Consider the following 16,935-nt stretch of genomic DNA (forward strand, 5'->3'; position numbering starts at 1 on the left):
GCTCATTCCTGTGGCGGGTGCAGGCGCCGGGCCAGTTCCAGGGCGGTGCGGGCGCTGGCGATACCGGGGACCAGCTGGGTGAAGGGGATGTCGATCAGGCGTTGCTCGCGCACTGCCCGCAGCCGCGACAGCACCGGATCGCTGTGCAGCAGGCGGCGCTTGCGCGCGGCCGGCGACCACAGGGCATCGGCCAGCAGCATCACGTCCGGGTCGTTGGCCAGCAGGGTCTCGCTGTCCACCACCAGGCGCGGGCGGTCGATGGCGGCGAAGCTGTTGCGGGCTCCGGCGGCTTGCAGCAATACCCCGACAAAACCGCGCCGACCCTGGCTGGCCAGGCCGTTGACCTCGCTGTCCAGGTAGAACACCGAGGGCTGGGGTTGGTCCTGGTACAGGGTCCGGGCCGAGGCGAGGTCGGTATCCATCTGGGCAATCAACTGCCGTGCCCGTTCCTGCTTGCCCAACAACTGGCCCAGGGTCAGCAGGTCGCGGCGGATGTGCCCGAAGTAGTCCTCGTCATGCCCGGCGCAGGCCGACTCCAGCAGGTAGCTGCCGACGCCGATGGCGCCCAGGCGCTCGCGGGAGCTGAAGTTGTTGGGGAAGGCCGAGGCGAAACCGCCCACCACCAGGTCGGGCTTGAGGTTGTACAGCACCTCGGCCGACGGGTATTGGCGGGCGATCACCGGCACCCCGTGGTAGTGCCCCTGGGCCATGGCCTGGCCATCGTCGTCCAGGTAGGCGACGCCGATCAGCGCCGGCCCGGCGCCCAGGGCCAGCAGCAGGTCGGCGCTGTGCTGGTTGAGGGCGACGATGCGCTGCGGGGTTCCGGGGCTGGGCCAGCTCTTGCCGCAGTTTTCGTAGTTGCCGGCCAGGGCCGGCCCACTGGCCAGCCACAGCAGGATGGCCAGGCACCTGGCCCGGGTTGTCCTAGGCATCGCTGGATACTCCATAAGGAGCGGCAATCTGCAACTGGGCGACGGGCTCGCCTGCCAACAGGTGCCCCTCCACCAGTTGCAGCACCTGCTGGTCGTTCTCGACCCGGTACCAGCAGCCATCCGGGTGCACGGTGAGCACCGGTCCCAGGTTGCAGGGGAACTGGCAGGCGGTGCGGGTCAGCAGCACGCCTCCGGGCTTCTCCATGAGGTCAAGGCGCAGCAGCTCGCGACGCAGGGTCTTCCACAAGGGCAGGGCGCCGCGCCGGACACAGCGCGGGCCGGTGCAGAGCAATACCTGGCGGGCGTGGGGCGGCACCTGCGACCAGTCCGGATCGCTGGCCACCGGGTTGACCTGGTCGCATGGCAGGTGGCGTTCGCGCTGGGCGATGCTGGCCCAGGCCAGGGCCGCATCCAGCCCCCGGCGACCCAGGGCCTGGGCGGTGACCCACAGCCGTGGCGCCTGGGAGTGGGCACGGGCGCGGCGTCCCAGTTCATCGCGCAGCCAGTCCAGGTAGGCGCTGTCGGAGCTGGGCTCCAGGTCCACCACCAGCAACGCCGCGCCAGCCTTGGCCAGCGTTTCGTCCAGGGCCGCCCAGAGACTGTCGAAGCCATCCAGGGTATCGATCACCCGGGTCTCGACGCTGTCGTCGCGCAGGCCCTCGAGCTCGCGGCAGAAGGCCTGGCCGAGGGCGCCACCCAGCAGACCGGGACCGACGAACAACACCCGTTGATAGTGTTCATGCATGTCGGTCGGCCTCAGAAGCGGTAGGTGTAGCGCACTTCGGTGGTGAAGGGGCGCCCCAGGTTGTCCAGCGCCGGTCTGTCGCTGGTCATGCTGGTGGTGTAGTCGCGGTCGAACAGGTTCTCCACCAGCAGGCTCAGACGATGCTGCTGGGCCGTGTCGAGGTAGCGATAAGCGTCGGCATCCACCACCGAGTAATGGCCGTAGTCCACTTTCTTCGAACTCTCGACCTGGCCGATATAACGGATCGCGCCGCCCACGCCCCACATACGAGCCTGCGATTCGAAGCCCAGGCGCGAGCGTGCGAAGAACCCGGGGATGTTGCTCAGAGTCACGTTGCGTGATTCGACCAGGTTGCGGGTCATGTCGGCGGACAGGTTCCATTGCGGGCTGAACTGCCAGCGTCCATCCACCTCGATGCCCCGGACCCTGACCTGGCTGTCACCGTTGACGAAGTTGATACCGTCCAGGGCAATCAGGTCGTCGATCTTGCGCCGGTAGGCGGTGACGCTGGCATTGAATTCACCGGCCAGCAGGCTGCCCTTGTAGTCCAGGCCCAACTCAGCGTTGACGCTCTTTTCCGGCTTGAGGTTGCGGTTGCCTTTTTCATAGGGTTCGTTAGCGAACAACTGCTCGGCGTTGGGCAGCTTGAAGGCATTGCCGTACTGGCCGCGCAGTTGCCAGTTGGGCGTGAGGTCGTACCGCGAGGTGAGCATGCCCACCGTGGCGCTCTCGCCGCCGCTGATTTTCTCGTGGCGCACGCCGATGCTCGGGTGCCAGTCCGGCAGGGCTTCGAACACCGGGCGCAACTGGGTATACAGGGCGTTGGCCTGGGCCTTGTTGTCGTCGATCTTGAGTACGTCGTCCTGGCCCTTGAACCACTGGTTGTCGGTACCGAACACCAGCACATGGCCGCCGTCCAGCTCGGCCTTGCCCTCGGCTTGCACACCCCAGTCGGTGAAGCCCCAGTAGTCGTTGTGGTTGATGACCTTGATGCCGCCATCATCGTTGCTGTTGATACGGGTGTAGCGCGTGTCCCAATCGTTGACATGGCCCTTGACGAAGTAGCTGAAGCGCTCGCCCAGGCGTTGCTCGAAGGTGGCGGTGGCGATCTGCTGGACCCGGTCGTTGGTGGTCTTCTTGTTGTTCGCGGCGCGGGCGAAATCCAGGTTGGCGTCGGTGTACTGGTAGAACAACTCCAGGCGCGAGTCGTCGCCGAACCCCTGGATCGCCTTGGCGCCGAAGGTGGTCACCTCATAGGAGCGCTTCTTGTCACGGGTGCTGGTGTTGTAGGCGCTGTTGCGAAACGGCTGGTAGCCGTCGGAGACGTTGTGGCTGACATAGGCCAGCAAGCCGAGGTCGCCCAGGCCGTTGCTGACGATGCGTTCCACCCGGGCATCGCCGCTCCTGCCCATGAAGCTGTCCAGGCCCAGGTTGACTTCGCCGGAGGCGTCGCGGGTCTGCGGGCTGCGGGTGACGATGTTGATCACCCCGGACACCGCCTGGGTGCCGAACAGCAGGCTCTGGCCGCCCTTGAGCACTTCGATGCGCTCGATGGCGTTGGCTGGCAGGGTATCCAGGTACAAACCGCCGTACAGGCGGTTGTTCAGGCGCACGCCATCGAGCAGGATCAGCGTGTCATCGTTGCGCCCACCCAGCAGCGAATAGGTGCCGTAGTCGAAGGGGCCGTTCTTGGGCGCCACGTAGAGGCCTGGCACGTACATCTGCAGGACCCGGGTGATGTCGCTGCTGGGGCCAGCGCGTTCGATCTGCTGGCGATCGATGATCTCCACCTTGCTGCCGTACTTGGCCATCTCGGCCACGGTGGTGGACTCCACCGACGGGGCGGAGACGAACTGCTGCTCGAGCTTCAGGGAGGTGTCGTCCGCCAGCAGCCAGGGGCTGAACAGGCAGCCGAGCAGGGCGCCGCCCATGGAACGGCGCGGAGCGCGCCAGTCGCGCGCAAGGGAATTGTCTGTTGTTGTCATTGTTGGTCTTCTCGAAAGTGTCTTCGGGAAGCACGCAGGGAGAAGGTGGCAGGCACGCGCACGCGCCCACACCGGCCCATGCCCGCCCACCGCAGGATTGCCAAACAGATGCTTCAGGCCGGTCTCCGGGCTTGCGAGGCTGGCTGCATTCGCCTTCCCATACCTTGGGTACAGTGGCGTGTTGAATGCAGCACTCGCTTACCGTTGCGGGGGCAGCACCGGACTTGCCCCTGGGGGCGCACCGGTTTCCCGTTTCACCTCACGCACGGCGGCGTGAGGCACCTGAAACAGGGCGGCATCTGAACATCCGTCCGGCCGTTCGTCAATCCTGTGGCCGCCACGATTGCGTCCGCTGTGCAGTCATGCCGTTATCGCCCAGCCCAGCTCCCGTAGCCGCTGCTGAGCCTGCGAAGCTGCGCCAAGGCCCGCGGGGCCTTCATTGTGGAGTGCGCAAGGTTTGCGCCCGCTGCGTGGTCGTGCGCAGCCTGCGGCAGCGGCTATACCAAGCGGGTTTGCCCGGCGTTACCAGGCGGTGGCGGGGGAGGTGCGTACCTGGGCCTGGCCACCGGCATCGGCGGGGCAGGCCAGCAATGGCACCGCACGCACCGAGTCACCGGGTTGCAGTTGCAGGCGCTTGGTGGTCTGGCGGTCCACCAGCAGGCAGCCGGCCACCAGGCGCCCGGGCGCGGCGGTGATGCGGCAGCTCTCCAGGCGCCGGTTGTGGATCAGCCACATCGGCGCCTGCTCGTCCGGGTTGCCCACCAGCAACGGCAGGACCTGGCTTTCACGCACGCTGCGGATCTTCGCCACTTCGGCCTCGATCAGCGGGCCACCGTCGAACACATCGATGCAACCCTGGTGGCTGAAACCTTCGTCGCGCAGGATGCCCACCGCCTGTTCGGTGCTGGCATGGGCCTGGCCGATGGCCGCCTGGGCCTGGAGGCTGAGCAGGCAGGTATAGAGCGGCTGGCGCGGCATCAGCTCGGCGATGGAGGACTTGCCGCCATGGCTGGACAGGCGGTTGGCCTGCTGGAAATCCATCTTGAAGAAGTGCCGCCCCAGGCTGTCCCAGAACGGCGAGCAACCTTGGCTGTCGACCTGGCCGCGCAACTCCACCACCAGCTTGTCGCCGAACAGCGCCGGGTACTCGGCGACGAACAACAAGCGCGCCGTGGACAGCAGGCGCCCGGTATAGCCCTGGCGCAGGTCGTGGCGCAGGAACAGCGAGCACAGCTGGGATTGCCCGGCCATGTCGTTGCTCAAGAACAGGGTCGGGATCTGTTTCTCGATACCCAGTCCCGGGGCGCTGCCGCGAGTGATGCCGAGCCGGTAGTTGTAGCAGGGCTCGCGCAGGCCGATGGCACCGCTCAAGCCACAGATGCCGATCACCTGCTGCTCGTCATCTTCCAGCACGAACAGGTAGTCGGCATCGGCGCGTTCCACCTGGCCGGCGAACGTGCGCTGGGCCCAGCGCACCCGATGGTCCAGGCGCTCGGGGTCGGTGCTGAGGTTGTCCAGTTCTCGCTGGCTGCCCCCCAGCAGACGCAGCAGCGCGGGCAGGTCGGAGACGCGAATCGGGCGCACGATCATGCACGGGCTCCTGGCAATGCCACGGTTGCGAGTCGATAAAGGGTCATAGCGCAATGCTCCGCACGGCAGCGCCGGGCTCCAGTTGCAAGGCCTGGAACATCTCTTGGCCAAGACCGATACGTTCCTCTGGAGCTTCGTCGAGCAGCGCGACGATGGCGCGGAAACCTTGCAGGCGGTCGTTGCTCAACAGCCATGGTCGGCCCCGGCCGCTCTGCGCGGCGAAGTAGCTGGTGGCCATCCGGCTCTGGATGATCGAGCGCAGTTCGTTGGTGCGCGCCTGCAGGGTCGGTCCGGCATCGAACAGGTCGACGTACTGGGTCGGGGCGAAACCTTCGTCCACCAGGATGTCGCAGGCTTCCCGGGCGTCGGGATGGATGCGGCCGATGCAGTCCTGGGCCGCCTGCGCCAGCATCGGGATGTAGATCGGGTACTGGGGCATCAGCTCGACCAGGAACCCGCGTCCCTGCAGGGCGCACAGGCGCTCGGCCTCGACATAGGGCAGGTCGAAGAAATGCTGGCCCACCGCCTCCCAGAACGGTGATTGGCCGTCGGTGTCGCTGTAGCCGACGATTTCGCTGATGCAGCTGTCGGCGAAACGCTGGGGGTGGGCGGCGATGAACAGCAAGCGGGCCCGGGAGGTCAGTTGCGCCAGGGGGCTGCCGGCCAGTTCGACGTCCATGTGGAAGCTGCGCAGCAGGGTCTGCTCGCTCAGGTCGTGGCACAGCGACAGGGTCGGCACCCCATGCTGGATGTCCAGCTCCCGCGAGCTGCTGATGAACGGGCGGTTGCGCAGGCTGTAGAACGGTTCGCTGAAGCCGGCCGTGGCCAGGATGTCGGAGCAGCCATGCAGCCGGCTGGTGGCGGGATCTTCGAGGACGAAGAAATAGTTCTCCGGCCCCTGGCCGGCCTCGGCCTTGGCGAAGGACGCCAGGGAGTCGAGGATCTTTTCCCGCAGGCAGGTTTCGTCGTCCACCAGCGAGGTCACGCCCAGCAGGCGTTCGCGGGCCAGGCGCCGCAGTTGGGGCAGATCGGATAACGCCACGGGACGCAAGGCCAGCATGGGTGCACTCCTGTATCAAGGGCCGCCGGCTTTGGGCCGGGCAGCCAGACATCACTGTCGATTACCACGCATTGTCTCCGGCCGTGGCATCCGGCGGCCGGTTCCCGGGCTGCTCTTGATGGCCGTGCCGGGATGGCGCGTCACCCCGCAGGGCAACGCGCCGTGTTCACTATTGCTTGAGCGGATCCGGCAGGGCGGCACCGTTGCCCAGCCGGTTGAGCACGAACAGGTATACCAATCCTGCGACCACCCAAATGGCGCCAAGTTTCTGCGCGTCCACGCCCATGTTGTACATGATGGCGCAGACGATCACGAAACCGATCGACGGGCAGACCAGGTGGCGCAGCACCTGGCCGGACTTCTGCCGGCGCCAGTAGAAGTTGATCACGGTGATGTGCAGCAGCATGAAGCCGCTCAGGGCGCCGAAGTTGACCAGCGAGGTGAGGGTGTCCACCGAGTCGATGAACAGGTAGCAGATCACCAGCGACAACAGCGCTACCAGGTAGATGCTGATGTGCGGGGTGTTGTGCTTGGGGTGGACCTTGGCCAGCACCTTGGGCAGCTTGCCGTCGCGGGCCATGCCGAACAGCAGGCGCGATACCGCCGCTTGCGAGGTGATGGCCACTGCCACGCCCCAGGCCAGCGCCGTGGCCACCCCGGTGAGGGTCGCCAACCAGCTGCCGGCTGCCAGTTCGGCGATCTCGTAGAAGGCGGTGTCGGCGGACTTGAAGCCCATGCCCGCTGCCAGGTCGGTGGCGATCCAGGTCTGCACCACGAAGATCGCGCCCATCACCACTAGGGTGATCAACGCTGCCCGGCCAACGCTACGGCCGGGATCGCCCTTGACCTCTTCGGCCAGGGTCGAGATGGCGTCGAACCCCAGGAATGACAGCACCGCGATCGACACGCCCTGCATCAGCATGCCGAAGTGGAAGTTTTCCGGGCTGTAGAGCGGTGCCAGGGTCAGCTCGCCGTGGCCGGTGCCGCCGTGCAGGGCGTTCCAGGCGTAGAACAGGAAGATCCCCAGGACCACCAGTTGCGCCAGCAGGAACAGGATGTTCATCCGTGCGGTGAAGGTGATGCCCCGCAGGTTGACGAAGGTGGCGCTGACCAGGAACGCCAGGATGAAGCCGACCTTGGGCACTTGCGGGTACAGGTGGTTGAGCGCCATGGCCGCGTAGACATAGAGCAATGGTGGGATCAGCAGATAATCCAGGAGCATCAGCCAGCCGGCGAGGAACCCCACGTGGGGGTTGAGGCCACGCTGGGCATAGGAGTACACCGAACCGGCGATGGGAAAGGCGCGGGCCATGGCGCCGTAGCTCAGGGCGGTGAAGACCATCGCCACCATGCCGATGATGTAGGCCAGGGGCACCATGCCCGGAGCCTCCTGGTTGACGTAGCCGTAGACCCCGAACGGGGCGATGGGGATCATGAAGATCATCCCGTAGACCACCAGGTCGCGCAGGTTCAGCCCGCGCTTGAGTTCCTGCTTGTAGCCGAATTCTTCAATCTCCATGAAGCACTTCTCCTTGTAGCCAATAGGGGGCAAAGCCCGCGGCGTGCGTCGTCATTGACGCTTGGGCCGCGGGCCGGTGTTTGAACCTGGCAGGATCAAAGACACACCACAGCGGTTTTTCTGATTGTTATTGCAGTCCTGCTAACAGCGTTATTGGATGATCCTCGGTGCTCTTGAGGCACTACAGCAACGGCGCCAGGCAATCGCTCCAGTGCTGTACCGCCTGTGGGGTGCGCAGCAGGTCGTTGCGCACCTCGATCAACACCGAATCCAGGCCCCGGGCATCGCCGTGCACCGGTACCGTCATATCGCTCAATGGATCGATTTCATAAGGCTGGTTGCCGGCCACTTTCAGCGGCAAGGTCCACAAGCCTTCCAGGATCCGGGCGGCATAGGCGGTGGCGTTGCCATAGAGCACGCCGATTTCCAGCTCCCGTGGCTGGCCGTAGTACACCGGGGTGAAACTGTGGATGCCCACCACCCGTACTTCGCGGCCCTGGGCCAGGCGCCGGTCGATGATCCGCTGCAAGCGCTGGTGGAATGGCGTGAACAACTGCTGGCGCCGGTACTCGCGGGTCGCTTCGTCCAGGTGCTGGTTGCCCGGCACCTGGTAGATCTCGCTCTGCAACGGGATGCTGTCGGGGGCATGCCGTGGCCGGTTGAGGTCCACCAGCAAGCGCGAGTAGTTGGCCGCGATCAGGGTCGCGCCCAGGGCCTGGGACAGGCTCTGGGCCAGTTCCAGGGCGCCCGGGTCCCAGGCGATATGCTCGCGGGCCGCCACCGGGTCCAGCCCCAGGTCGTTCAGGGCTGGCGGAATGTAGTGGCTGGCGTGCTCGCACACCAGGATCAGCGGATGCTCGGAGTCTTCCCGGAACAGGCGATAGGCCGGCTCGGTATAGAGTCCCAGCTCGGCGGATTTAGTACAGGTGTCCATAGTGCTCACAGAGTTGGGCGGCGTTCAGGTGCTCGGTCAGGGACACTTCCTTTTGCTTGACGGCGAAATAGGTATCCAGCAGCGCCTGCGGCAGCAGTTGTCGCAACTCGCGGTTCTCGCGCAGGCAATCCAGGGCCTGGGGCAGGTTGCCGGGCAGCGGCACGATGCCGCTGGCCCGACGCTGTTCGGCGCTCAGTTCATCGGGGACCTTGTCGGTCACCGCATTGAGCGCCAGTTGTTGTTCGATCCCCAGGCGGCCGGCCATCAGTACCACGGCCATGGCCAGGTGCGGCGAGGCGGTGGCATCCAGGGCGCGGAACTCCAGGTTGTATTGCGGCGCTTCAGGCTTGCCGCCGATGGTCACGGTGGGGCAGATACGCAGCGAGGCTTCGCGGTTGCGCAGGCCCAGGCAGGCATAGGAGGCGCTCCAGTGATGGGGCTGCAGGCGCGCATAGGAAATCGGAGTTGGCGCGGTGAAGGCGCACAGCGCCGGCAGGTGCTTGAGCACTCCGGCGGCCCAGTGCTGGCCCAGGCGCGAAAGGTCGTCGCCGCTCACCGCTTGCGGATCGTAGAGCAGCGGGGTGCCTCCCAGGTCCTGCAAACTCAGGTGCAGGTGCACGCCGTTGCACACCGCGTTCTCGGCGGTCTTGGGCGCGAAGCTGACCCGGTGCCCCAACTGCCGGGCGATCTCGCGGGTGATCTCGCGCACGTTAACCGCCCGGTCGGCGGCGGCCAGGCCCTGGGTCGGACGGCAGGTGACCTCGTACTGGTGCTTGCCGTATTCAGGCAGGAACATTTCCGGCTCGACCCCGGCGGCGCGCAATGCCGCCAGCAACCAGCCGCCGAAGCTCGCGCCCTGGCGCTGGGCCTGCAGCGAGAACGCCAGGTGTTCGGCCTGCTCGTCGCCGGTGTCGAGGTTGAACTCATGCTCGAACGCCGCGGTGACCTGGATGCCCAGGGCCTGGTAGGCCTCCAGCTCGTTACGCAACAGGGTGCGCGGGCAGGCTGCCCAGGGCTGGCCATCGGTCTCGCGGATATCGGCGTGGATGAACTCCAGCGGCGGGGCGAAGGGATCGGGGCCGGCGCCGACACTGACCCGGCTGTCCAGGTCGGGGACCAGTCGCAGGTCGCCATAGGCGCCCCAGGGATTGTCCTCGGCGATCAGGTCCTGGGGTGTCAGCGCGCTGTTGGCCGGCACCCAGCCGCAGCCGCCGAGCCGGTAGCGTTCCAGTTCATCGCTGGGAAACGAGCGTCCGCGAGTGACGCCGATCAGGTCGGTGGTGACGATGCTGGTCATCGCCACCGGGCTCAGGGCCTCGATGTCCTGGCCCCGGCTCATCCGCGGATCTCCCGCAGGCGGCCGAGCACGGTGGCGGTGTCGGTGATCCAGCAGTAGCCCTTGATCGCATTGAGGCAGGCCTGGTGCCGGGCATCGCTGTAGGTGGCGCAGGCGTCTTCCACCAGGGTCACCAGGTAGCCGCGGTCGGCGGCATCGCGCACAGCCATGTCCACGCACTGGTCGGTGACGATCCCGGCGACGATCAGGTGGCGAGTCTCCAGATTGCGCAGCACGTAGTCGATGTTGGTGGAGTTGAAGACCCCGGACGAAGTCTTGGGCAACACGATCTCGTTTTCCACCGGCTCAAGCTCGGCGATGATCGCCGCTTCCGGGCTGCCCTTGGGCAAGTGCATGTCCGACAGCTTGTGGTCCAGGGAGCGGTCACGGCCGTCGGCGGTGAGGCTCTCGATGATGGTGTGCAGCACGTTCTGCCGAGCCTCGCGCACCGCGGCCAGGAGCTTCTGCTGGTTGGGAATCACTTGCTCCCGGGCGCGCTTGAGGAACGCCTCGCCTTCGGGGCCTTGCAGGTGCGGGTCGAACTGCGGCTCGAGCCAGGCCCGTTGCATGTCCACCAGCAGCAGGGCGGTGTGGTCGACGACGAAGGGCAGGTCCCGTGGCGAACGATGGGGCAGGCTGAACATCCTTATTTCTCCTCCAGCACATGAGTGGCGAATTCGGCCCGCAGGGCATCGATGCCCTCCAGGCGTTGATCCAGATGGGTACTGCGCGGGGTCATGCAGGCGATCAGCGCCTCGACCTGGGCCAGGGCCGGCACCAGGCTGTCGAAGGGCGACAGCGACTCCACCGGGGCGCTGATGATCAGGTCCGCCAGTTCGCGCAGCGGCGACGCGTAGATATCGGTGAACAGCACCACTCGGGCGTTGCGCGCCTTGACCGCGCTGGCCACGCGCAGGGCCTGGGTCTGGTAGCGGCGATAGTCGAACAGCAGCACCACGTCTTGACGCTGTACGTCGAACAAACGGTCCGGCAATTGCGCGTTGTCTTCGAGAAAGAAGCAGCCCGGGCGCATCAGGCGCAGGTGGTTGAGCAGGTACTGGGCCAGGAAGCTGCTGAAGCGTCCGCCGAAGCAATGCACCGAGTGCCGGCTGTCCAGCAGCCAGTCGGTCAGCACGCGGATGTCCTCGGGCTGGGTCAGCGCCTGGGTGTCTTGCAGGGCCCGCTGGCTGTCGGCCAGATAGCGCCCCCAAGTGTCGCCCCGGGCCACCTGGGCCCTGGGGTGGAGCAGGGTGCTGGGCGAGCGCAGGCGGTCGTCCATGTCACTGAGCAGAGCTTCCTGGAATTCGCCGTAGCCGCTGAAACCGAGCTTCTTGACCAGGCGCACGATGGTCGGGTCGCTGACCCCGGCATGCTCCGCCAGCCGCGACATGGGCCCCAGGCCGTTGCGCGGATAGTGGTCGAGCAGGGCTCGCACCACCTTGCGCTCGGAGGGCGTCAGGTCGAGGGCGGGGTTGGTGATCAGGTCTCTGAGAGAAGGCATCGGGGCGCCTTGTAGGCCGGGTGTAGTTTTTGTTTCATAAAATGGCGAAAACGATATTTATGTAATGGACGCTACATGTCCAGTGAATTTTTGGAAGCTGGGTAAATGCTCTGGAACGGGGTTTTGCCCGGCGTCCTGCTGTCATATATGAGAACTCGCCCTGGGTAACAGCAGGGTTCACCCGGCGAGCGCCTCGCTGGCAACCCTGGCCGCTGCCCAGTCGGCGCGGCACGTACGGCGCTTCGGCTAAACCCGCGCGGCGCCATGGGTGTAGGATGCCCGGTCGCCAATCCATCGGAGCGCTGCCCGTGCAGGCCACCCGTCTGACCCTGATCTGCCATGCCCGTACCCTCGCCCAGAAATTGGCACGCTTGCCCCAGGACGAGCCACTGGAGATGGACTGGCAGGCCCAGGTGGCCTCCCGCGCCGCCGAGCTCAAGCGCAGCACCCGGGTGCTGTGCGCTCCAGAGCTGCGGACCCGGCAGACCGCCGCGCTGTTCAGCCCCAGCTACCAGGTGGAACCGGCCCTGGGTGACTGCGCCCTGGGTGACTGGCAGGGGCTGTCCCTCGATTTCCTGCAAGAGCGACAACCCCAGGCGCTGCAGGCCTGGCTGGCGGACCCGCACCAGGCCCCGCCAGGCGGCGAGTCGGTGGCCGAACTGTGCCAGCGCGTGACCCGCTGGCTGGAGCGACTGGCGCAGCAGCCCGGGCTCTGGCTGGCGGTGACCCACCCCTGGGTCATGCGCGCCGCCATGCTCGAGGCGCTCCAGGCGCCACTGCACAGCTTCAACCAGATCGATATCGAGCCCCTGTCACGCCTGGACCTGAGCCACGCCGGGCGCTGGCGCCTGCGCCTGGATGGCCGCCCCTGAGGTTCGGCGCCGGCATTTCTCCCGGGGCCAAAGCGGCCCATACTTGCCCGCTGGCATAGCAGCGGGAGCATCCCTTCATGAAAACCGTCCTGGTCATCGGCATCGGCGCCGGCCACCCCGACTACATCACCATCCAGGCGATCAAGGCGCTGAACCGCTGCGACGTGGTGTTCCTGATGGACAAGGGGCCGAGCAAGGATTCGCTGATCGACTTGCGCCGCCAGTTGTGCGAGCGCTACCTGACCGAGCGCCCCTATCGTTTCGTCGAGGCACAGACCCCGGAGCGCGAGCGTGGCGAGGTGGATTACCAGGCCAGCGTCAAGGCCCTGAACCGCGAGAAGCAGCAAGTCTTCGAGCGCCTGATCGACCAGGAGCTGGAGGAGGGCCAGACCGGGGCGTTCCTGGCCTGGGGCGACCCGGCGCTGTACGACAGCACCTTGCGCATCCTGCAGCGGATCCTGGCCGCCGGCGCGGTGCAGTTCGACTATCAGGTGATTCCCGGGATCACCAGCGTCCAGGCCCTGGCCGCGCAGCACAAGGTGCCGTTGAACCGTATCGGCCGTTCCCTGGAGATCACCACCGGCCGGCGCCTGGCGGCGGGGCAGGGAGGCGATGCCGACACCCGGGTGGTGATGCTCGATACCGAGGACTCCTATCGGCAACTGCGCAACCAGGACCTGGACATCTACTGGGGCGCCTACCTGGGCACGGCGGATGAAATCCTCATTGCCGGGCGTCTCGACGAGGTCGCCGAGGAGATCCGCCGGGTGCGCCTCGACGCCCGCCAGGCCCATGGCTGGATCATGGACACCTACCTGCTGCGCAAGCCCGAGGACTGAGCCCGCGAAATCGGGTGGCGCGGCGCACCAGGTTCGCCGTGGATGCAGGTTGGCCGGCTGGTGTCGGGCCTGCATTCGTGGCCACGGTAGATGCCTCGTTTGCGGGCGGACATGCAGCGATGCGCAGGTCGACGCACCACCCCGGGGCAGGGAAAACCGACCTGGATCAAGGGGGTGTTATTTCTATAAGTATTTGTCGCATAAACACAATTTGCATCCAGGGCGCCGCTCTAGACTGCTGGCCACTTCGATTGGCCCACGATCGAATTCTGCCAACAAGAAACCTCCGCCCCCTGGAGTTATAAATGAACAAGTTTGTGCTGTTCGGTGCCCTGGCACTGTCGCTGTTTTCCTTCACCGCTTCGGCCGACGAGGCCAAGCCGATCCGCATCGGTATCGAAGCCGGCTACCCGCCATTCTCGATGAAGACTCCCGACGGCAAGCTCGCCGGTTTCGACGTGGACCTGGGCAACGCCCTGTGCGAGCAGATGAAAGCCAAGTGCACCTGGGTCGAGCAGGAATTCGACGGCCTGATTCCGGCGCTTAAGGTGAAGAAGATCGACGCCATCCTGTCGTCCATGACCATCACCGACGATCGCAAGAAGAACGTCGATTTCACCGTCAAGTACTACCACACCCCGGCTCGTTTCGTGATGAAGGCCGGCACCACCATCAAGGACCCGCTGACCGAGCTCAAGGGCAAGAAGGTCGGCGTACTGCGTGCCAGTACCCACGACCGCTTCGCCACCGAAGTGCTGGTGCCCGCCGGTATCGACCTGGTGCGCTACGGCTCGCAGCAGGAAGCCAACCTGGACATGGTTTCCGGCCGCGTCGACGCGCTGCTGGCCGACTCGGTCAACCTTGACGACGGTTTCCTGAAAACCGAGGCCGGCAAGGGTTTCGCCTTCGTTGGTCCTGAGTACAACGATCCGAAGTATTTCGGTGGCGGTGCCGGTATCGCCGTGCGCAAGGGTGACAAGGAGCTGGCGGAGAAATTCAATGCCGCTATCACCGAGATCCGCGCCAATGGCAAGTACAAAGAGGTGCAGGACAAGTACTTCACCTTCGACGTCTACGGCGAATAAGCCGCTGGCATGAAAAAAGGTGGCGACCGGCTCCCGGTCGCCACCTTTTTTATGCGCGCTGTTCTATCCTGCGCCACGCCTTTTTTCCGGAGCCAGCATGCAACGCATCGACCACGCCCTGCCCTGGGGCCACCTGGGCACCTCGCGCCAGCTCAGCGTATTTCGCTTCGGCAACGGCCCGCGCAAGGTCTACATCCAGGCCAGCCTGCACGCCGACGAGCTGCCCGGCATGCGTACCGCCTGGGAGCTCAAGCAACGCCTGGCGCTACTGGAAGACCAGGGGCGCCTGCAATGCACGGTGGAACTGGTGCCGGTGGCCAATCCCATCGGTCTCGACCAGCAGGTGCAGGGCAACCACCTGGGGCGCTTCGAGCTGGGCAGCGGCAAGAACTTCAACCGTGCCTTCGTCGAGCTCAGCGGTCCGGTCGGCGACCGGATCGGCAAGCTGTTGGCGGATGACGCGGCGGCCAACGTGACCCTGATCCGCCGCACCATGCTCCAGGTGCTGGACGAGCTGCCAGCCCCGCTGTCGCAGCTAGAAGCCCTGCAGCGCTTGTTGTTGCGCCATGCCTGCGACGCCGATATCACCCTCGACCTGCATTGCGATTTCGAGGCGGCGATCCACCTGTATGCCTTGCCCCAGCACTGGCCCCAGTGGCAGTCCCTGGCGGCGCGGCTCAAGGCTGGCGTGGCGCTGTTGTGCGAGGACTCCGGGGGCAGTTCCTTCGATGAGTCCTGCTCCGCCCCCTGGCTGCGCCTGGCGCGGGATTTCCCGCGGGCGGCGATCCCCCTGGCCAACCTGGCCACCACCCTGGAGCTGGGCAGCATGGGCGACACCCGGGTCGAGCAGGCGCGCGCCAACTGTGAAGCCATCCTGGGCTTTCTCGCCGAACAGGGGCTGATCGACGGCGACTGGCCGGCGGCGCCGCAGGAATGCTGCGAGGGCATGTCGTTCGACGGCACCGAGTATCTGTTCGCCCCGCACCATGGCGTGGTCAGTTTCCTGCGTGAAGCCGGGGAGTGGGTCGAGCGCGGCGACGCCTTGTTCGAGGTGGTGGATCCGTTGAGCGACCAGGCCAGTATCGTCCGGGCCGGCACCAGCGGCGTGCTGTTCGCCCTGGATCGAGGGCGCTACACCCAACCGGGGATCTGGCTGGCCAAGGTCGCCGGCCGCGAACCCATGCGCCATGGCAAGCTGGTCAACGACTGACCCGTTACACACCGCGAACCGCCCGTTGCCGATCTTGCAGTGGACCTTCCACTACCAGGCCGCTTTGCGGCCCATGGGGCTCAAGCCTTGTTCCGATTGTCCCTGTGCATCCGCTGGTTGTTCGCCCTGTGCCTGCTGGCGGCGACGTTCAACCACCTGCATGCCGCCTTTACCCATGGCCTGCTCTGGGATTACGCCTATGGCGCCGCTACGCCCCTGGCAAGCCGGGCGTTCTGGGGTTCGCTGACGCTCTTGGACCCGCTGGCCGTGCTGCTGTTGTGGCGGCGCCCACGCTGGGGGCTGGGGTTGACCCTGGTGATCATGCTGGCGGACGTCCTGCACAACAGCTTCTATGTCGCTGCCCACCACCAGTGGCTGGCGTCTTTCTACTTGTCCCAGGTGGCGTTCCTGCTGCTGGTGCTGTTGCTCACGCCGCTGGCCTGGCGGGGGCTTGCCGGCACCGGGCAAGCGAGATGCCGGCGCTTGCCCGGTTGAACTGGCGCGGGCTGCCCAGGGAGGTCATCGTGGCGGGCTCTGGCGGCGGCTGCTCCAGCCAGGCCCGCAGTGCTAGGCTCTGGCCGTCGATTTTTCCCACCCAAGGAGCCTTCCATGATCCGTTGCCTGGCGCTACTGGCCCTGTTGGCCGCGCCCTTTGTCCACGCCGATACCCTGCTGCACGACGACTTGCCGCTGCGCTACCTGGAGCAGGCGCCGGCAGAGACCCGCGACCAGCCGCTGGTGATCTTCCTGCACGGCTACGGCAGCAATGAAGCCGACCTGTTCGGGCTGCATGAGCGCTTGCCGGCGACCTACACCTACCTGTCGGTGCGCGCGCCGCAGACCCTGGACACAGATAGCTTCCAGTGGTTCCGGCGCCAGGGGCAGGGCGCCTATGACGGCGTCAGCGAAGACCTGGCCAGCAGTGCCGAGTTGATCGGCCGCTTCGTCCGTGCGGCGGCCAAGTATCACACCGAGCCTGGCAAGGTGGTGCTGGTGGGCTTCAGCCAGGGGGCGGCAATGGCCTATGAAGTGGGCTTGCGGCATCCGCAAACGGTGCGCGGGATTGCCGCCTTGAGCGGGAAGATCCTGCCGCTGCTGGCCTCGCAGCTCAGGAGCGAGCCAGGGTTGCAGCGCCTGGGGATCTTCATCGGCCATGGCACCAGCGACCAGCGCTTGCCCTACAGCGACGGCGTGGAGGCCAACCGGCTATTGCGCGGGCTGGCCCTGGAACCGCAGTTCCATGCCTATCCGGGGATGGGCCACAGCATCAGCGAAGTGGAGATCCAGGATCTGGATCGCTGGCTGCGCGCACTCGCCCCCTGAACCA

General features: G+C 66.1%; 16 protein-coding genes and 1 riboswitch. Of the genes, 6 read left to right on the plus strand and 10 right to left on the minus strand.

Annotated elements, in window-relative coordinates; translation table 11 throughout:
- Positions 1 to 2 precede the first annotated feature (2 nt).
- The 10 genes from C4K40_RS12755 to C4K40_RS12800 form a co-directional block, all read right to left on the minus strand.
- Complete coding sequence (locus tag C4K40_RS12755; protein ID WP_053138030.1) at positions 3 to 932, minus strand: ABC transporter substrate-binding protein; 930 nt, start codon at positions 930 to 932, stop codon at positions 3 to 5.
- The gene (locus C4K40_RS12760; protein WP_053138033.1) at positions 925 to 1,677 is read right to left on the minus strand and encodes a ferredoxin; all 753 of its coding nucleotides are present in this window, start codon (positions 1,675 to 1,677) and stop codon (positions 925 to 927) included. The genes C4K40_RS12755 and C4K40_RS12760 overlap by 8 nt, the downstream gene beginning before the upstream one ends.
- A gap of 11 nt (positions 1,678 to 1,688) precedes the next feature.
- The gene (locus tag C4K40_RS12765) at positions 1,689 to 3,608 is read right to left on the minus strand and encodes a TonB-dependent siderophore receptor (RefSeq protein ID WP_256224285.1); all 1,920 of its coding nucleotides are present in this window, start codon (positions 3,606 to 3,608) and stop codon (positions 1,689 to 1,691) included.
- Positions 3,609 to 3,760: 152 nt separating this feature from the next.
- Positions 3,761 to 3,963, minus strand: a riboswitch (cobalamin riboswitch).
- 221 nt (positions 3,964 to 4,184) lie between these two features.
- Positions 4,185 to 5,252: an arginine N-succinyltransferase gene (locus C4K40_RS12770; RefSeq protein WP_022643662.1), complete on the minus strand. Its 1,068-nt coding sequence runs from the start codon at positions 5,250 to 5,252 to the stop codon at positions 4,185 to 4,187.
- 43 nt (positions 5,253 to 5,295) lie between these two features.
- On the minus strand, positions 5,296 to 6,312 hold the full coding sequence (locus C4K40_RS12775; RefSeq protein ID WP_053138039.1) for an arginine N-succinyltransferase: 1,017 nt from the start codon (positions 6,310 to 6,312) through the stop codon (positions 5,296 to 5,298).
- 169 nt (positions 6,313 to 6,481) lie between these two features.
- Positions 6,482 to 7,831, minus strand: coding sequence for an APC family permease (locus C4K40_RS12780; protein ID WP_022643664.1), 1,350 nt, complete (start codon positions 7,829 to 7,831; stop codon positions 6,482 to 6,484).
- Positions 7,832 to 8,012: 181 nt separating this feature from the next.
- A complete protein-coding gene (locus tag C4K40_RS12785) occupies positions 8,013 to 8,765 on the minus strand; it encodes an N-formylglutamate amidohydrolase (RefSeq protein WP_022643665.1) in 753 nt (250 codons plus the stop codon).
- Entirely contained in the window at positions 8,749 to 10,104 is a 1,356-nt protein-coding gene (locus C4K40_RS12790; protein WP_022643666.1) for a glutamine synthetase family protein, read from the minus strand. The genes C4K40_RS12785 and C4K40_RS12790 overlap by 17 nt, the downstream gene beginning before the upstream one ends.
- Positions 10,101 to 10,745, minus strand: a complete 645-nt coding sequence (locus C4K40_RS12795) for an isochorismatase family cysteine hydrolase (protein ID WP_022643667.1) — start codon at positions 10,743 to 10,745, stop codon at positions 10,101 to 10,103. The genes C4K40_RS12790 and C4K40_RS12795 overlap by 4 nt, the downstream gene beginning before the upstream one ends.
- A gap of 2 nt (positions 10,746 to 10,747) precedes the next feature.
- A complete protein-coding gene (locus C4K40_RS12800) occupies positions 10,748 to 11,602 on the minus strand; it encodes a MurR/RpiR family transcriptional regulator (RefSeq protein ID WP_022643668.1) in 855 nt (284 codons plus the stop codon).
- A gap of 308 nt (positions 11,603 to 11,910) precedes the next feature.
- Between C4K40_RS12800 and C4K40_RS12805 the strand changes: the two genes are divergently transcribed.
- The 6 genes from C4K40_RS12805 (at position 11,911) to C4K40_RS12830 (ending at position 16,931) form a co-directional block, all read left to right on the plus strand.
- Positions 11,911 to 12,474 carry a histidine phosphatase family protein gene (locus C4K40_RS12805; RefSeq protein ID WP_053138112.1) on the plus strand — a complete coding sequence of 188 codons (564 nt, stop codon included), beginning with the start codon at positions 11,911 to 11,913 and terminating at the stop codon, positions 12,472 to 12,474.
- A gap of 77 nt (positions 12,475 to 12,551) precedes the next feature.
- Positions 12,552 to 13,313: a precorrin-6A synthase (deacetylating) gene (cobF, locus tag C4K40_RS12810; protein WP_053138041.1), complete on the plus strand. Its 762-nt coding sequence runs from the start codon at positions 12,552 to 12,554 to the stop codon at positions 13,311 to 13,313.
- 305 nt (positions 13,314 to 13,618) lie between these two features.
- The gene (locus C4K40_RS12815; protein WP_053138044.1) at positions 13,619 to 14,398 is read left to right on the plus strand and encodes an ABC transporter substrate-binding protein; all 780 of its coding nucleotides are present in this window, start codon (positions 13,619 to 13,621) and stop codon (positions 14,396 to 14,398) included.
- Between the two features lie 97 nt (positions 14,399 to 14,495).
- Positions 14,496 to 15,608 (plus strand): succinylglutamate desuccinylase/aspartoacylase family protein, encoded by a 1,113-nt coding sequence (locus tag C4K40_RS12820; protein ID WP_053138046.1) that lies wholly within the window; start codon positions 14,496 to 14,498, stop codon positions 15,606 to 15,608.
- An 87-nt stretch (positions 15,609 to 15,695) separates the two neighbouring features.
- Entirely contained in the window at positions 15,696 to 16,103 is a 408-nt protein-coding gene (locus C4K40_RS12825) for a hypothetical protein (RefSeq protein WP_053138048.1), read from the plus strand.
- Between the two features lie 114 nt (positions 16,104 to 16,217).
- A complete protein-coding gene (locus tag C4K40_RS12830) occupies positions 16,218 to 16,931 on the plus strand; it encodes an alpha/beta hydrolase (protein ID WP_053138050.1) in 714 nt (237 codons plus the stop codon).
- Positions 16,932 to 16,935 lie beyond the last annotated feature (4 nt).

Origin of the sequence: Pseudomonas sp. CMR5c, assembly GCF_003850545.1 — a bacterium.
Taxonomy (GTDB): Bacteria; Pseudomonadota; Gammaproteobacteria; order Pseudomonadales; family Pseudomonadaceae; genus Aquipseudomonas; species Aquipseudomonas piscis.

What these genes read in the sequence shown, in the direction of transcription:
- C4K40_RS12755 (WP_053138030.1), bottom strand. Translation starts at nt 932, where the DNA reads ATGCCTAGGACAACCCGGGCCAGGTGCCTGGCCATCCTGCTGTGGCTG.
- C4K40_RS12760 (WP_053138033.1), bottom strand. Translation starts at nt 1,677, where the DNA reads ATGCATGAACACTATCAACGGGTGTTGTTCGTCGGTCCCGGTCTGCTG.
- C4K40_RS12765 (WP_256224285.1), bottom strand. Translation starts at nt 3,608, where the DNA reads ATGGGCGGCGCCCTGCTCGGCTGCCTGTTCAGCCCCTGGCTGCTGGCG.
- C4K40_RS12770 (WP_022643662.1), bottom strand. Translation starts at nt 5,252, where the DNA reads ATGATCGTGCGCCCGATTCGCGTCTCCGACCTGCCCGCGCTGCTGCGT.
- C4K40_RS12775 (WP_053138039.1), bottom strand. Translation starts at nt 6,312, where the DNA reads ATGCTGGCCTTGCGTCCCGTGGCGTTATCCGATCTGCCCCAACTGCGG.
- C4K40_RS12780 (WP_022643664.1), bottom strand. Translation starts at nt 7,831, where the DNA reads ATGGAGATTGAAGAATTCGGCTACAAGCAGGAACTCAAGCGCGGGCTG.
- C4K40_RS12785 (WP_022643665.1), bottom strand. Translation starts at nt 8,765, where the DNA reads ATGGACACCTGTACTAAATCCGCCGAGCTGGGACTCTATACCGAGCCG.
- C4K40_RS12790 (WP_022643666.1), bottom strand. Translation starts at nt 10,104, where the DNA reads ATGAGCCGGGGCCAGGACATCGAGGCCCTGAGCCCGGTGGCGATGACC.
- C4K40_RS12795 (WP_022643667.1), bottom strand. Translation starts at nt 10,745, where the DNA reads ATGTTCAGCCTGCCCCATCGTTCGCCACGGGACCTGCCCTTCGTCGTC.
- C4K40_RS12800 (WP_022643668.1), bottom strand. Translation starts at nt 11,602, where the DNA reads ATGCCTTCTCTCAGAGACCTGATCACCAACCCCGCCCTCGACCTGACG.
- cobF (WP_053138041.1), top strand. Translation starts at nt 12,552, where the DNA reads ATGAAAACCGTCCTGGTCATCGGCATCGGCGCCGGCCACCCCGACTAC.
- C4K40_RS12815 (WP_053138044.1), top strand. Translation starts at nt 13,619, where the DNA reads ATGAACAAGTTTGTGCTGTTCGGTGCCCTGGCACTGTCGCTGTTTTCC.
- C4K40_RS12820 (WP_053138046.1), top strand. Translation starts at nt 14,496, where the DNA reads ATGCAACGCATCGACCACGCCCTGCCCTGGGGCCACCTGGGCACCTCG.
- C4K40_RS12830 (WP_053138050.1), top strand. Translation starts at nt 16,218, where the DNA reads ATGATCCGTTGCCTGGCGCTACTGGCCCTGTTGGCCGCGCCCTTTGTC.